9 protein-coding genes are annotated in these 15,395 nt (G+C 70.7%); 5 read left to right on the top strand and 4 right to left on the bottom strand.

What is annotated here, in order from left to right; translation table 11 throughout:
• Positions 1–147: 147 nt before the first annotated feature.
• Together ACH4SE_RS17200 and ACH4SE_RS17195 are read left to right on the top strand one after the other, a co-directional pair.
• Positions 148–1,572: a carbamoyltransferase gene (locus ACH4SE_RS17200; RefSeq protein WP_398544216.1), complete on the top strand. Its 1,425-nt coding sequence runs from the start codon at positions 148–150 to the stop codon at positions 1,570–1,572.
• Positions 1,573–1,653: 81 nt separating this feature from the next.
• Positions 1,654–2,532: a DUF6071 family protein gene (locus ACH4SE_RS17195; RefSeq protein WP_398544215.1), complete on the top strand. Its 879-nt coding sequence runs from the start codon at positions 1,654–1,656 to the stop codon at positions 2,530–2,532.
• A 397-nt stretch (positions 2,533–2,929) separates the two neighbouring features.
• On the opposite strand, the gene ACH4SE_RS17190 is transcribed toward ACH4SE_RS17195, so the two are convergent.
• Both ACH4SE_RS17190 and ACH4SE_RS17185 read right to left on the bottom strand, forming a co-directional pair.
• A complete protein-coding gene (locus ACH4SE_RS17190; RefSeq protein WP_398544214.1) occupies positions 2,930–3,793 on the bottom strand; it encodes a LacI family DNA-binding transcriptional regulator in 864 nt (287 codons plus the stop codon).
• Positions 3,790–6,273 carry a glycoside hydrolase family 2 protein gene (locus ACH4SE_RS17185; RefSeq protein WP_398544213.1) on the bottom strand — a complete coding sequence of 828 codons (2,484 nt, stop codon included), beginning with the start codon at positions 6,271–6,273 and terminating at the stop codon, positions 3,790–3,792. Before ACH4SE_RS17185 ends, ACH4SE_RS17190 begins: the two co-directional genes overlap by 4 nt.
• Positions 6,274–6,431: 158 nt before the next feature.
• On the opposite strand from ACH4SE_RS17185, the gene ACH4SE_RS17180 reads away from it, so the two are divergent.
• Positions 6,432–8,615 carry an alpha-galactosidase gene (locus ACH4SE_RS17180; protein WP_398544212.1) on the top strand — a complete coding sequence of 728 codons (2,184 nt, stop codon included), beginning with the start codon at positions 6,432–6,434 and terminating at the stop codon, positions 8,613–8,615.
• 113 nt (positions 8,616–8,728) lie between these two features.
• Here the strand turns inward: ACH4SE_RS17180 and ACH4SE_RS17175 are convergent, their stop codons facing one another.
• Together ACH4SE_RS17175 and ACH4SE_RS17170 are read right to left on the bottom strand one after the other, a co-directional pair.
• Positions 8,729–10,771 carry a beta-galactosidase gene (locus ACH4SE_RS17175; RefSeq protein WP_398544211.1) on the bottom strand — a complete coding sequence of 681 codons (2,043 nt, stop codon included), beginning with the start codon at positions 10,769–10,771 and terminating at the stop codon, positions 8,729–8,731.
• Between the two features lie 251 nt (positions 10,772–11,022).
• The gene (locus tag ACH4SE_RS17170; RefSeq protein ID WP_398544210.1) at positions 11,023–12,309 is read right to left on the bottom strand and encodes an ROK family protein; all 1,287 of its coding nucleotides are present in this window, start codon (positions 12,307–12,309) and stop codon (positions 11,023–11,025) included.
• Positions 12,310–12,658: 349 nt separating this feature from the next.
• Between ACH4SE_RS17170 and ACH4SE_RS17165 the strand changes: the two genes are divergently transcribed.
• Positions 12,659–14,335 (top strand): ABC transporter substrate-binding protein, encoded by a 1,677-nt coding sequence (locus tag ACH4SE_RS17165; protein WP_398544209.1) that lies wholly within the window; start codon positions 12,659–12,661, stop codon positions 14,333–14,335.
• A gap of 58 nt (positions 14,336–14,393) precedes the next feature.
• A complete protein-coding gene (locus ACH4SE_RS17160) occupies positions 14,394–15,383 on the top strand; it encodes an ABC transporter permease (RefSeq protein WP_398544208.1) in 990 nt (329 codons plus the stop codon).
• Positions 15,384–15,395: the final 12 nt, after the last annotated feature.

The raw sequence follows: 15,395 nt of genomic DNA, 5'->3' as shown, positions 1-15,395 counted from the left end.
GCGGTGTGACGCGGATACCCGGTCGGCAACGCCGCCGACGTTAGCACGAAAGCATTAATATTTTGACAGCAGATTCGAACGATTGCCTTGGGGGCGCCGCCGGTGGTATCTACACTCGGAGTCAGCGCACTGTCGCACGATGCGGCGGTGGCGGTGGTCCAGGACGGGGAAATCGTATTCGCGGCGCACAGCGAAAGATACAGCCGCAGCAAGAACGACCCGCTGCTCAACAACGCCCTCATCGACGACGCGCTCGGCTACGCCGACGACGTGACCGAGATCGTCCACTTCGAGCACCCTTGGCTGAAGCTGTCCAGGCGGCTGCGTGCCGGGCAGCTCCCGGCCCTGCGGGAAACCGGCGTGCGCAGGCACCTGGATTCCTTCGCCCCGCTCCGCGGCATTCCGGTCCGATATGTCTCGCACCACCGCTCGCACGCCTCGGGGGCGTATTTCTGCTCCCCCTTCCGGGACGCCGCTCTGGTCGTGGTGGACGCGATCGGCGAATGGGAGACGCTGACCGTCTGGCACGCCCGCGGCACCACGCTCCGCAAGGTCCATTCCGTGCGCTATCCCCACAGTGTGGGACTGCTGTATTCGGCGATGACACAGCGGGTCGGCCTGAAACCCAACGAGGAGGAATACATCCTCATGGGCATGGCGGCGTACGGGGAACCGAAGTACAAAGACCTGATCAACCGGGAGCTGGTGGCGCCCGCGCGCCCCCCGGATTTCCGGCTGCGCAGGAATCTGCACCGTGGCCTGACCGGCTGGCATCCGGAGATCACGGAGCCCGAGCATCTGGCCAGCAGCGTCCAGGCGGTGACCGAGGAATTCCTGGAGGGCCTTTTCCGGTGGGTGGCCGCCCATGTGCCGTCGCGCAACCTCGTCTACAGCGGAGGCGTGGCCCTGAACTGCCTCTTCAACGGGAAACTGGCGTCGCTCGGCCTCTTCGACGACATCTGGATACCGCCGAACCCGGGCGACGCCGGGTCGGCTGTCGGCGCGGCCCTGGCCCGCACCGGCGAGTTCGTACCCTGGCCGGGTCCCTATCTCGGGCACGACATCCGGCGGCACGTCGATGCCACGGCGGTGGCGCAGGCCCTCGCCGCGGGCCACGTGGTCGGTCTGGCCAACGGCCGGGCCGAGTACGGTCCCAGGGCGCTGGGCAACCGCAGCCTGCTCGCCGACCCGCGTTCGCCGGGCGTCAAGGACCGGGTCAACGAGATCAAGCGCCGTCAGAAGTTCAGGCCCTTCGCGCCGGTGGTGCTCGCCGACCGGGCGCACCACTATTTCGAGACGTACCTCCCGGAGACGCCGTACATGCAGTACGTGCTGCGCTGCCGTGCCCCCGAGGACTTCCCCGGGGTCTGCCACGTGGACGGCACCAGCCGCGTCCAGACCGTCCGGCCCACGGACGGCTCGGTCATCGCCCGGGTCATCCAGGAGTTCGACCGGCTCACCGGCTGCCCGGTGCTGCTCAACACGAGCCTCAACGTCAAGGGGGAGCCGCTGGTGAACACCTGGCCGGACGCCCTCCGGTTCCAGCACGCGTACGGCGTGCCGCTGTTCTGACCGCGTGCGCACGCACCGCGTCCACGGATCTGCGCCCGCTCACCGGCGCCTGACTCCCACGGTGGGATTGGGGGAAACCAGATGTACCTCTACGCCAACGGCTGTTCCCTGACGTACGGTTCCGAACTGCACGACGACCCGCGCACCAAGGTGTGCGACAACGACCGCTACCGCTGGACCCATGCCTGGCCGAACCGGCTCGCGGAACTGGCCGGAGCGGTGGGCGTCCACAACGACGGCGTTCCCAGCGGTTCGAACGACCGGATCGTGCGCACCACGATCGAGTTCCTCGCCCGGTGGCAGCGGGCCGGGCTTCCCGCCGGCGCGCTGATGGTCGTCATCGGCTGGTCGCACCCGGCCCGGCGGGAGTTCTACGTGGCGGACGGATACCGCCAGATCCTGCCCGGCCACTACTACGACCTGCGCGGCCTCGACCGGCTGGTCGCCGCCTACCGCAGGAGCGCCGTCTCGCCGGTCGAGCAGAGCTGGCGGCTGGCCTCGCAGGCGGGTTCCCTGGCCGCCGTGCTGCGCGACCTCGGTACGCCGTTCGTCTTCTTCAATGCCATCACCGCCACGCCGCTCCCTCGGCAACTGGCCGGATCGTTCGTCGAGGAAGTGTTCGCCCCCGAGCGCTTCCTCGGCGCCCGGGACGCCGCCGAGACGATGGCGGGATTCCTGCGCGGCAAGGACGGTGCGTGGCGCGGCCAGCATCCGAGCGAATCCGGGCACGATGCCTGGGCGCGGCGCATGTACGCGGGCCTGTCGTTCGAGACGCCCGAGACCGTCACCTTCGACGCCGTCACAGCAGCCGGATTCCCCGCGCTCGGCGGCACTGTGGTCACCCACCGTCACGACCGGAAGGGCCTGGAGCGCGTCGGGCGGTTGGTGCGCGGGTCGTTCGGCCTGCGCGGCCGCCGCACCCCCCGCCCCGACCCCTCCGACCGTTTCATCTACCCGTGACCCGTGCTCGCCTGTCCTGCCGTCGGCCGGACAGGCGGCCCGCATCGCGCTCCCGAACGTCGCCTTCCGGTTCGCCACCCCTTTCGACGGCCCCGCGGCCGACGGCGAGCCCCGCGCGGTCCGGCCACTGCTCACCGCATATCTCGACCACGGCGGGCCGGGCGGTCCGGCGGACGTCCCGGCGTTCGCCGGCGTGCTGCGCAGCCAACTCGCAGCTGCCACCTGGTGTTTGTGGCGGTCACTGGGCCACCGCCGGGCCGACGCCGGCCGGCGCGCCTTCGGGCTGCGCATCGTCACCTCTGCGGCACGGGACATGCCGCGGGTGATGCGCTCCCTGGAAGGGTGGACCGCACTCCTTCACCGAGCCGAGGACCGCGCAGCCGGCGCCCTGCGGTCATCAGGAAGGCGCGGGACCCGTCGTGCCGCGGTGGACGAAGTGGGCCGCCGGGGACCAGCGTTCGGCGGCGGGACGTCCGTCGATGTGCTCCAGGGCCGCTTCGGCGACCTCCACACCGAAGCGGTGTACGTCGACGGTCATGGTGCTCAACGGCGGTGAGGCCAGCCGGCACAGAGTGGAGTCGTCCCAGGCGATCAGTGACAGGTCGGCCGGGACCTCCAGACCCAGGTCCTTCGCCGCGGCCAGCCCGGCGATCGCCATCACGTCGTTGTCGTAGAGGATCCCCGTGGGCCGGGATGCCCGCCTGAGCAGTTCGGTGGTGAGCCGGGTCCCGGCCTCGGCCGTGTAGTCGCCCTCGACGACCACCGCCTTGACGCCCGCCTCCCGGCATGCCTCCTCCTGGGCCGCGGTACGAACCTGGGTGTGCAGCAGGGACCGCGGTCCCGTGACGCGGGCGATGACACGATGGCCGAGTTCGGCGAGCCGGGCCACGGCGTCGCGGACGGGGCCGCCGTGGTCGGTGCGCACGGTCGGCAGCCAGGGGTCGTCCCGCCTGGTGCCGACGAGGACCGCCGGCAGACCCAGCTTGCGCAGGACGGCCGGCCTGCGGTCGCTCTCGGTGAGGTTGACCACCGCCACCGCGTCGACCAGACCTCCCTCGGCCCACCGGCGGTATGCGGCGATCTCCTCCTCATAGGTGGGGACCACATGGAGCAACACCGACATGTCACGCGTCACCAGGCATTCCTCCATCCCGGTGATGAACTCCATGAAGAACGGCTCCACGCCGAGCAGGCGGGTCGAGCGCGCGAGGACGAGCCCCAGGGCTCCCGGCTGGGAGCGGTCGTGGTGGGCAGGGGTCATCCGATCTCCGGTGTGGCGTGGCAGAGGCTGTTGACGGAACGCAGCACCGGCGCGGCGGTCAGGACGGCCGGGTCCAGGGTGTGGCTGGTGCGGACATGGAAGGAATGGGTCTCGCCCGGCAGCAGGGTGACGAGCATGTCGTCGACGACGGCGTCCTGGGCGACGCGGTCGGCCAGGACGGCGATGTCGCGGGCGAAGGAGGCGGCCCGCACGTCGACGCGGTAGCCGCCCGGCACCGCGTGCGCCCGGGCCGTGAGTGCGTCGGACCGGTAGGCGAGGTCGCGGTCCTCGCAGAAGGTGTGGACGGCACGTACGCCCTCCGACGATGCCACGAGTACCTCCTGCCTGACCTCGTCCGGTGTGACCAGGGCGTCGTCCGGCTGCACAAGGACCACCGATCGGGGCCCGACCCGGAGGTCGACCTTAGCATCGGCCCGTACGACGCCCTGGAGCGTCCGGCGCTCCAGCACCAGGCGTCCGCTCCAGACCTCGTCGGTGTCGTTGACCGCGGCGGCCACGAGCCTGCCGTTACGGGGCTGGAAGGTCAGCATGCGCGGGGCGTATGCCTTGCGCAGCGCGTACCACAGCGGCTTGGGGCGCTCGTCGCTGTCGACGGCGGCCCAGGAGGTGACCGGCCAGCAGTCGTTGAGCTGCCACACCAGGGTTCCGGCCGTCCGGGGCCACCAGGAGCGGAAGTGCTCGACGCCGAAGGCGACAGCGCGGGCCTGGTTGAGCTGAGTCGCCCAGTGCCAGTCCGTGAAGGAGCCCGGGGTGGGCAGGTGCGGGGCCAGGCCGCGGTCGAGCTTGCCGTTGCCGTCCTCCGCCTTCTGGTGAAGCAGGAACGCGGGCGAGGTCGGGCTGAGCGGCTCGTCGTGGATCCAGCGGGTGAGGGTGGCCCAGGTGGGCGGGCCCTGGAAGCCGAATTCGGAGCAGAAGCGCGCGATGTGGTCGCGGTAGGCGCTGTAGTCGATCCGGTTCCACACCTCCCACTCGTGGCGCGTGCCGTGGTTCTCGTCGTTGGGGTGGATGCCGCCGACCGGCGCGCCCGGGGTGAAGGGGCTGCCGTCGGCGTACGGCGTGGTCGGGTCGAGGTCGGCGACGATCCGCGGCAGCAGGCCGGTGTAGTAGCCGAGTCCCCAGGTGCGGCCGGCCAGCTGCTCGGGCCAGCCCCAGTCGGCGTAGCCCCAGAGGTTCTCGTTGCCGCCGTTCCACAGGGCCAGGCTTGGGTGTCCGGCCAGGCGGGCGACGTTCTCGCGGGCCTCGGCCTCGACCTCGCCCCGCAGCGGCTCCTCCTCGGGGTAGGCGGCGCAGGCGAAGGCGAAGTCCTGCCAGACGAGCATGCCGCGTTCGTCGCACACGTCGTAGAAGTCGTCGGTCTCGTAGATGCCGCCGCCCCACACGCGCAGCATGTTCATGTGGGCGGCGCGTGCCTGGTCGACGCGGCGTTCGAGGCGTTCGCGGGTGATGCGGGTCAGGAAGTGGTCGTCGGGGATCCAGTTGGCTCCCTTGGCGAAGACGCGGGTGCCGTTGACGACGAAGGTGAACGGGGTGCCGGTCTCGTCGGGTGTGGTGTCGACGGTGATGTTCCGGAAGCCCACGCGCCGGTCGACGGTGTCCAGGGGCTCTTCGGGCCGCTCGGCCGCGGCGAGGGTGACGCGGAGGTCGTACAGGGGCTGGTCGCCGTATCCGGCGGGCCACCACAGCCTGGCGTCGGGCACGGTGAGCCGCAGTACGGCGGTGCCGTCACCGGCGGCGAGCACCGTGCGCGCCCGGTGTCCGCCGGCCTCGGCGGTGAGGACCAGCTCCGGCGTGTTCGCCGCGGCCCGTTCGACGTCCGCGTGCACCTCCACGACGCCGGTGCCGTCGGCCGCCACGCTCACCAGGGGCCGGACGCGGTCGAGCCGCGCCGTGCGCCAGCGTTCCAGGCGGACGGGTTTCCAGATGCCGGCCGTCTGCAGGTCGGGGCCCCAGTCCCAGCCGAAGCTGCACGCCATCTTGCGCACCATGTTGAACGGATGGAGGTTCACGTGCTCGCGACGGCCGAGCGCCGCTTCGGTGGTCTCGGCGTACTCCAGAGCGGAGGCGAGGTCCACGGTGAGTTCGTTCGCGCCGTCGGCCAGCTGCGCGCGGACGTCGAAGCGGTGGCTGCGGTGCATGTTGGCGGTCGTGCCGATCGGATGACCGTTGAGGGTGATGGCCGCGACGGTGTCCAGGCCCTCGAAGACCAGGTCCACACGTTCCCCCGCCCGCGCGGCCGCGGCCTCGAAGGTGAGTCGGTACTGCCAGTCGGTCCGGTGCATCCATGCCAGTTCCTCCTCGACCCGGTCGAGGTACGGATCGGGTATGAGGTCGGCGGCCATGAGGTCGAGATGCACGCTGCCGGGCACGGCGGCGGGCACGGCGCGCCCGCGGACGGCCTCCGGCACCGGGCCGCGCTTCGCGCTCAGCAGCCAGCCCTCGTGCAGGGTCGTACGCGCCATGTTCACTCCCGTCGGATCACTGGCCTGCGGCTGGGACATCCGTCATCGCCGGACTCTCGTGTCTTCCGGACGTGGCCGATAGGCTCGGCCAGATTGTTACGTCACTGAGTTAACTAAGTCAACCACCCCGTGAACATCCACTCCGAGGAGGCGCCACTGTGCCGGCCGATTCCCTCAACTCCGCACCTGATCTCGTCAGTCTGCGCGCCGCGGGCGCCGCTCTGGTCCTGGACCTGTCCGGGGGCACCCTCCCCCGCGTTCTGCACTGGGGAGCCGATCCGGGAGAACTGTCCGCGGCGCACCTTCGGGCGCTGCGGCTGGCGTCGCTGCGCCAGCCGATCGGCTTCTCCGTCGACCGGCCCGTCGAGGTCTCCGTGCTGCCCGAGCAGTCGGCGGGATGGCTCGGCACGCCGGGCCTGGTGGGCAACCGCGGCCGAGCGGACTTCTCGTCCGCCTTCCGCGTCACCGGTACCGAACTCGCCGTCGAGGAGCGCGGTGACGGTGACCGCCCCGGCACCCTCGTGGTCCACGCACGCGACACGGTGGCGGCCCTCGGCCTGGTGCTGACGATCGAGCTGACGCCCCAGGGGCTGGTGCGCCAGCGCGCCACCGTCACCAATCTGGCGGACACCCCGTTCGCCGTGGACGCGGTCAGCCTCATGCTGCCCGTTCCGCCCGCCGCCGTGGAGCTCCTCGACTTCACCGGTCACCACCTGCGTGAACGCAGCCCCCAGCGCACCACGTTCACGCAGGGCCTGCGGGTGCGGGAGAACCGTACGGGCCGCACCGGCTTCGACGCGGCCTTCCTGCTCGCGGCCGGGACCGCGGGCTTCGGCAACCGCACCGGCGAGGTGTGGGCCGTGCACACGGCCTGGTCGGGCAATCACCGCACCCTCGCCGAGCGCACCTACCACTCCGTCGCGCTGCTCGGCTCCGGTGAACTCCTGCTCTCCGGCGAGGTGCTGCTCGGGCCGGACGAGAGCTACTCCACACCCTGGCAGTACGGTGCGTACGGACGGGGCCTGGACGAGGTGTCCGCACGCTTCCACCGGTATCTGCGGGCCCGCCCGCACCACCCGTCCTCGCCCAGGCCCGTGGTCGTCAACACCTGGGAAGCGGTCTACTTCGATCAGGACCTGGACCGGCTCAAGCGGCTCGCGGACACGGCGGCCGCGGTGGGGGCGGAGCGATTCGTCCTGGACGACGGCTGGTTCGGCGCACGGCGCGACGACCGCCGGGCGCTCGGCGACTGGTACGTCTCCGAGGAGGTCTGGCCCGAGGGGCTCAGCCCGCTGACGGACCACGTCACCGCCCTCGGCATGGAGTTCGGGCTCTGGGTGGAACCGGAGATGATCAACGAGGACTCCGACCTCGCCCGCGCCCACCCCGACTGGATCATGGCCACCGGCGGCCGGCTGCCCGGCGCCGCCCGCAGCCAGCAGGTCCTGGACCTGGCTCGGCCCGAGGCGTACGCGTACATCCTTGGCCGACTGGACGACCTGCTGACCGCCTACCCCGTCTCCTACCTGAAATGGGACCACAACCGCGACCTCGTCGAGGCAGGGCACCAGCCCGTGGGGCGGGCCGGCGTCCACGATCAGACCGCGGCCGTCTACCGGCTGCTGGACGAGCTGCGTTCCCGGCACCCGGGTGTGGAGATCGAGTCCTGTTCCTCGGGCGGCGGGCGGGTCGACCTCGGCATCCTGGAGCGCACGGACCGGGTGTGGGTGTCGGACTGCATCGACGCCCTGGAACGGCAGCAGATCCAGCGGTGGACCAACGTCCTCGCCCCGCTGGAGCTGATGGGTACGCATGTCGGCTCGCCCGTGTCCCACACGACCGGTCGCAGCCACCCGCTCGACTTCCGCGCCGGCACCGCCCTGTTCGGGCACTTCGGCATCGAGTGGGACCTGACCTCCGCCGCGCCGGAGGAACGGGAACGCCTGGCTCGCTGGGTGGCCCTGTACAAGGAACTGCGGCCACTGCTGCACTCCGGGACGGCGGTGCACGGCGACCACCCCGATCCGGCGTACCAGCTGCACGGAGTGGTCGCCGAGGACGGGTCCGAGGCGATCTACGCGCTGGTCGCCGTCGGCACGTCCGAGCTGTATCCCACGGGCCCGGTGCGGCTGCCGGGCCTGGACCCGGACGCCGTCTACCGGGTGCGCCCCCAGGCCCCCGGCGATGTGCCGGACGGCAACGCACACCACTGGGGCCTGCGCCTTCCCTGGTGGACGGCCGAGGGCCTGGAACTTCCCGGCTCCGTACTCGCGGAGGCCGGACTGCAGGCGCCGGCGCTGTATCCGGAGCGGCTGGTCCTGGTGCGTGCGACGCGTGTGTAGCCGCCGGCGCGGCCGGCATGGGCCCGCTGACCGCGGACAGGTCCCCGCCTGCGTGCGGCTTCCTCGACGTGCGGCCCGGCCGTCGGTCCGCCGCCCGCAGGCCGGCGTCGTGGCTACGGCTCGCGCAGCACCCTGATCCCGCCCGGGCCGAGCAGGACCGAGGGACCGGCCACGGTCCCGGACCACAGGTCGAACCCGGAGGCGTCGACCGTGTGGGCTCGGGGCGTGTGGTTGATCAGGAAGAGATACGAGCGGTCGTCGCCGGACCGCCGGACGGCCTCCACCCCCGGCGGCCCGACCACGGTGCGCGCGATCCCCGCCTCGGCGATCAGCCGGTCGACGACGCGGTCGACACCGTCCCGCGGCAGGGCCGCGCCGACGTACCAGGCTGCGCCCCCGCCCACGTGCCGCCGGGTCACGGCCGGGCCGCCGGCGAGCGGGCCCGTCGTATAGCTGACCATCGCCTCGGCTTCCTCCAGATAGATCCGCTCGGTCCAGTCCTCGACCGCGGTGCCGTCGTCGAGCCCGGCGCTCTCCCCCACCTGAAGCGGGTAGAACTCGTCCGACCAGGCGCCGAGCACGTCGCGGAACGCGGCCGGGAAGGCTCCCGGCCGCACCTGCCCATCGGGAGCGCAGATGCCCGACAGGTACGTCACGACGAGCGTCCCTCCGCGTGCCGGCACCGCGCTCAGCCGGGCCGCCGCATCGTCGTCGACCACGAGGAGCGTGGGGACGATCACGAGGTCGTACCCGTCGAAGTCGCCGGACGGCGGTATGACGTCGCACAGCACCTGCCGCTCCCACAGCGCCCGGTGCCAGGCCCGCAGCTCGTGGCCGTAGCGCAGCCCGCGGTGCGGCTTGAGGCCGTGCTGCAGGGCCCAGCCGGCGACGTCGTCGACGACCAGGGCGACCCGGGCGGGCTCGACCCGCGTACCGCGGACCTCGGCCAGCGCCCGCAGACGGCCGCCGAGGTCGACGACTTCGCGCCAGATCCGCGAGCGCGTCCCGCTGTGCGGGAGCATCGCGGAGTGGAACTGCTCGGCGCCCGCGCGCGACGCGCGCCACTGGAAGAACAGGACGCCGTCGGCGCCGCGGGCGACGTGTCCGATCGCGTTGCGCGCGATCTCGCCGGGGTCCTTGGCGCGGTTGCGCTGCTGCCAGCTCGGTCCGCCTGTCGAGTGCTCCATGAGCAGCCAGGGGGCCCGGTCGCGGGACAGGCCCCGCATGCGGTCGCCGGCGAAGGCGAGGTCCTCCTCGCGGTCGGGGTCGTCCACCAGTGTGTAGTGGTCGTTGGCGACCACGTCGACGTGCGGCGCCCAGGAGGCGTAGTCGACGATCTGCGCGCCGGCGCCCACCATGAGATTCGTCGTCACGGGCACGGACGAGTGCCGCTCGACGACCTCTCGCTCGGCGACGTAGTGCGCGAGCAGCGCGTCCGACGAGTAGCGCTCGTAGTCGAGGAACAGCCCGGGGTTCGGGGCGCCGTGGCGCCCGCGCGGCGGCAGGATCTCCTCCCACTCGCCGTACCGGTGGCCCCATTGCGCCGTCCCCCAGGCCGCGTTGACCGCGTCGAGCGTGCCGTAGCGGTGAGTGAGCCAGTCGCGGAACGCGCTCGCGGACACGTCGCAGTAGCAGCGCGCGTTGCCGCCGCCGAACTCGTTTCCCACATGCCACAGGCGGACCGCCGGGTGCCGCCCGTACCGGCGCGCCAGCTCCTCGACGTGCCGCAGCGCGTAGTGCCGGTACGTCGGTGACGCCGGGCACCATGCGAGCCGCCCGCCGGGCGGCTCGCGGAACCCGTCGGCGAGGACCGGGGTGATCTCCGGGTGGGCCGTCAGCAGCCAGTTCGGCGGCGCCGCCGTCGGGGTGGCGAGGTCGACGGCGATGCCGTTGCGGTGGAGCAGGTCGACGGCGTCGTCGAGCCACGACCAGTCCCGCACGCCGTCCGAGGTCTCGACGGTGCCCCAGGCGAACACGCCGAGGCTCACCAGGTCGACGCCGGCCTCCCGCATGAGCCGCACGTCCTCGTCCCACACCTCGCGCGGCCACTGCTCGGGGTTGTAGTCGCCGCCGTAGGAGATGCCGTCGGTGGGCCACCGGAGGAGCCCGCCGCGCGCCTCCGCCGGGGGACGCACGACCGCGCTGACGAACGTCATGAGGTCTTCCTAAGGATTGCCGGTCCGAGAAGGCCGGGTGGGGGCGACGGGCGCCGGAGGGTGGCCGCTCCGACCGCCCGCAGGAGTCCGATGCAGAGCGGCGCACAGGGCCGTGGCGCACGTCCGGGCGGCGGGACGTGACAGTCCCGGCTCGCCGATGCGTCCATGACGTTAGGAGTGGGGTTCGCCCTCTGACAAGGGTTACCGGGGGGAAATATTCGGTAGGCGGCGAAAGTAACGCCGGCCGGTCGTCACCGGGTGCGGCCGCCGAGCGCGGACTCGGCCCCGGCCGCGGCCTTGAGTTCCGGGTCGCTCCGGGCGCTCGACAGCAGGGGTCCCCCTTGGCGCAGGGGCACCAGTTCCGCCCGCAACACCATGGTCGCCGCTCCGATGGCGGGAGCGGTGGCGGCCGAGTCCGACAGACGCACGACCACCGGGTGTGCTGCGCGCGCGAAGAAGGTGCGGGCCAGTTCCTCCTGCACGACCGGCAGATACACCGAACCGGCGACGGCGAGGCCGGGCCCGGTGAGCACCAGCGTGTCCATATCCATGACGTTGGCGAGCGCCCGCGTGGCCAGGGCGAGCCAGCGCGCGGAGTTTTCCAGCAGTTCCCGGGCGCCGTGATCCCCGAGTCTGGCGGCCCGTGCCACGGCCGCGAAGTCGGAGGCCACCGAGGGACGCCGGCCGCCCGGCCCCTGGGCCAGGCCGGCCGCCCGGGAGACGCGCGCGTCGGCCCGTGCCTGCGTCACGACGGCGGCCGGGCCCGCGAGCGCCTCGGTGCACCCGCGAGCGCCACACCAGCAGTCGGGACCGTCCACGTCGAGGCACATGTGTCCGATCTCGCCGGCGTTGCCGCTCCGGCCGCGGTAGACGACCCCGTCGATCATGATGCCCGCGCCGATGCCCGACCCCATGTAGACGGCGGCGAAGCTCGGGGTGCCGCGTACCACTCCCGACCAGTGCTCCCCGAGTGCGGCGGCCGTGGCGTCGTTCTCCAGGACGACCGGAAGGCCGGTGGCTTCCGCCAGTGCCCGGTCGAGGGGGAAGTCCTCCCAGTGCCGCATCGTCGGAGGCGTCAGGCGCATGCCGCTGGCCGGAGTGAGCGGCCCCGGTGACACCAGACCCAGGCCGAGCACCAGGTCCCGGCTGATGCCGACGCCCTGGATCAGCTTGTCCACCTCGTCGGTCATGCGGGCCACCACCACGGGGGGATTTTCCGTGCCCGCCCCGGCCCTGGACATCCGGGCCACGACCGAACCCCCGAGGTCGGTGAGCGCATAGGTGATACCCGAGTGGTCGAGGTGGACGCCGACCGCGTACCGGGCGCGCTCGTTCAGCGCCAGCAGGGTCCGCGGCTTGCCCCCGGTGGACTCGGAACGGCCGACCTCGGTGACCAGGCCGTCGTCGATCAGACGCCGCACCACGGTGGAGATCGTGGCGCCCGTGAAGCCCGTCGCCTCGATCAGCCGGACACGGCTGATGGTCCCGGCCGCCCTGATGACGTCCAGTACCGCGGCCCTGCTGGTCACATGTGGCATGTCCCTTGCCGGCCCGCCCATCGGCATCCTCCCCGGCGCCCAGGTAGGCGCTGTTTTCGGCCGGAGTTCCCGGCGCTGGACCCAGCTTATTTTACGCAACGAACATAGCAACGGCGGCAGGCCGGAAGCACTGCCGCCGACGACGCGCCAACCCCGCAGAGCACGGCACCGGCCACGGTCGCTGTGCGGTGCGCCGACGAAAGCGTCTGGAGTTCGTGTCGATGTCTTGACTTCTTTATTCGCCAGCTTAACAATCTCGCTCACGTAAGCGTGGTTCCCGGCCTCCACGAGGCGGCTCCGGGACTCCGGCCGGCCGTCCGCCAAGGACCGCCTCGAGAGAGTGGCACATATGTCCAGGATTCGCAGTGAGTCGCGTCGTATCGCCATCGCAGGATCTGTAGCCCTCGGCCTCGTCCTCACAGCATGCAACGGTGGCGCCGGAGGCCAGAAGAACGCCGACACGCTGGTCGCCTACACAGGTCAGAGCGGCGACTACCAGATCAACTTCAACCCCTACTCGCCGACCACGATCGGCGGTTCGGGCTCGATCTTCGAGCCGTTGTTCTTCTACAACCTCGTGCGCAAGGACAAGCCCGTGCCGCGACTGGGCACGTCCTTCTCCTGGAACACGACGGGCACCGAGCTCTCGATCACCCTGCGGTCCGACGCCAAGTGGAGTGACGGGCAGAAGTTCACCGCGGACGACGTCGTCTTCACCCTCGACATGATCCGCAAGAACCCCGGCATGAACAGCACGGGCTACTCCGGAACGGCGACGGCCGTCGACGCCACGCATGTGAAGATCACGTTCGCCAAGCCCTCCTTCAGTGACGGTCCCCAGATCCTCGGCAAGTTCTGGATGGTGCCGAAGCACCTGTGGTCGAAGATCGCCAAGCCGACCGAGGATCTGGTGAGGAACCCGGTGGGCACCGGGCCGTTCAAGCTGGCCGAGTTCAAACCGCAGGCGTTCACCTTCGAAGCGAACCCGGACTACTACGGGGGTGCTCCTGAACTGAAGAAGATCCGTTTCCTCGCGCTGTCCGGCAACCAGTCCGGCGCCGACGCCCTCAAGGCCGGCCAGATCGACTGGCAGACCGGCCCCGTCCCCGACATCAAGGACGTCGCGAAGAACTACCCGGGCTACCAGGCCATCACGGTCCCCATGAACCAGGTCGCCCTGTTCACCTGCTCCAACGCCGACCTGGGATGCACGGGACCGCAGACCGAACCGGCGGTGCGCAAGGCGATCTACTACGCCGTGGACCGCACCCAGCTGAACGCGCTGGCCTTCGAGAACACGGCCAGCGAGATCTCACCGGGATTCGCCCTGCCCGAACGTGACAAGGCGCTGGTGTCGGCCCGGCTCACGGACCGCATCGCGCCGATGCAGCCACAGGCGGACAAGGCCAATCAGTTGCTGCAGGACGCCGGCTGGACCAAGGGCGCCGACGGCATATACGCCAAGAACGGCAAGAAGCTGGCCCTCACGGTGGAGGTCGTCTCCGGCTGGACCGACTACATCACGGCGGTCAACACGCTCGCCGAGCAGCTGAAGAAGGCGGGTATCAAGCTCACTGTGCAGCAGGTGTCCTGGAACGAGTGGTCCGACGCCCGCGGTCGCGGCCGGTACCAGCTGCTGATCGACTCCCTGAGCCAGGGACCCGCCCCGGACCCCTACTACCTCTACAGCTACTTCTTCTCCTCCCAGACCACCGCGCCGGTCGGCCAGGCCGCCAACCCGAACTTCTCCAGGTTCAAGGACCCCGAGGTGGACGCCGCCCTCAACGCCCTGAAGGCCATCGACCCGCAGAACACCGCGGCGCGGCAGCCGTACTACGACACCATCCAGACCGAGATCGAGAAGTCGATGCCGTACATCCCGATCCTCACGGGCGGCACCACGAGCGAGTACCACGCGCGCAAGTTCAGCGGCTGGCCCACGAAGGACGACCTCTACGCCTTCCCGGCGGTGTGGGGCTCGCCCGACAACTCGCAGATCTTCATGCACCTCAAGCCGGCCAAGTGAGGCATGAGGAAGCGGACCAGCCCGTCGAGGAGGAGCGCGTCGTGATCGGCAGTGACCGATGAGGTACTTCGCCCGCAAGATCGGTTTCTATGTCGTCGCCCTGTGGGCGGCCGTCACCCTCAACTTCTTCATCCCCAGGATGATGCCGGGGAACCCGGTGGACATCCTGATCGCGAAGCTGCAGCAACGTGGCGGGGCCGTCGACCCGTCGGTACGCCGCTCCTACGAGATCCTGCTCGGGGCCGACCGCAGCGACTCACTCGTCCACCAGTACTTCTCCTACCTGAACAACCTGCTGCACGGCGACTTCGGGGTCTCGGTCAGCGCCTATCCGGCCAAGGTGTCGGACGTCATCGGGCAGTCCCTGCCCTGGACCGTCGTCCTGATCGGACTGGCGACGCTGATCTCCTTCGTCCTCGGTCTCGTCCTCGGGACCGTGGTGGGCTGGAAGCGCGGTACCTGGCTGGACTCGATCATCCCCAGCACCACCGTGCTGGCGGCTGTGCCGTACTTCTGGCTGGCGTTGATCCTGGCCTCACTGCTGTCCTCCACCCTGGACTGGTTCCCGCTGCTCGGGGGATACGACGTGACCCTGTCCATGGGCTGGAACTGGCCGTTCATCTCCTCGGCCATCTACCACGGCATCCTCCCGGCACTCACCATCGTGATCTCCTCCGTGGGCGGATGGCTGCTCGGGATGCGCAACATGATGGTGTCCACCGCGGCCGAGGACTACATCCTCACGGCCCGCGCCAAGGGCCTGCGGGGCAGCCGCATCATGATCCGCTACGCCGCACGCAACGCCGCGCTCCCCTCGGTCGCGGGGTTCGCCACCTCTCTCGGTTTCGTGGTGTCCGGATCCGTCATCACCGAGCAGGTCTTCTCCTACCCGGGCATCGGCAGCCGGCTGCTGCAGGCCGTCGAGAACAACGACTACGCGCTGATGCAGGGCATCTTCCTGGTCATCACCGTCGCGGTCCTGGGCGCCAACCTGCTCGTGGATCTGCTCTACGGACTGATCGACCCCCGTACCCGAGCGGGCAACTGAGCGGAAGGACCA

The sequence above is a fragment of the Streptomyces sp. NPDC020983 genome, from assembly GCF_044333485.1.
GTDB lineage: Bacteria > Actinomycetota > Actinomycetes > Streptomycetales > Streptomycetaceae > Actinacidiphila.
The sequence above is the reverse complement of the archived record's forward strand: the minus strand, read 5'-3'. Positions and strand labels throughout refer to the sequence as shown.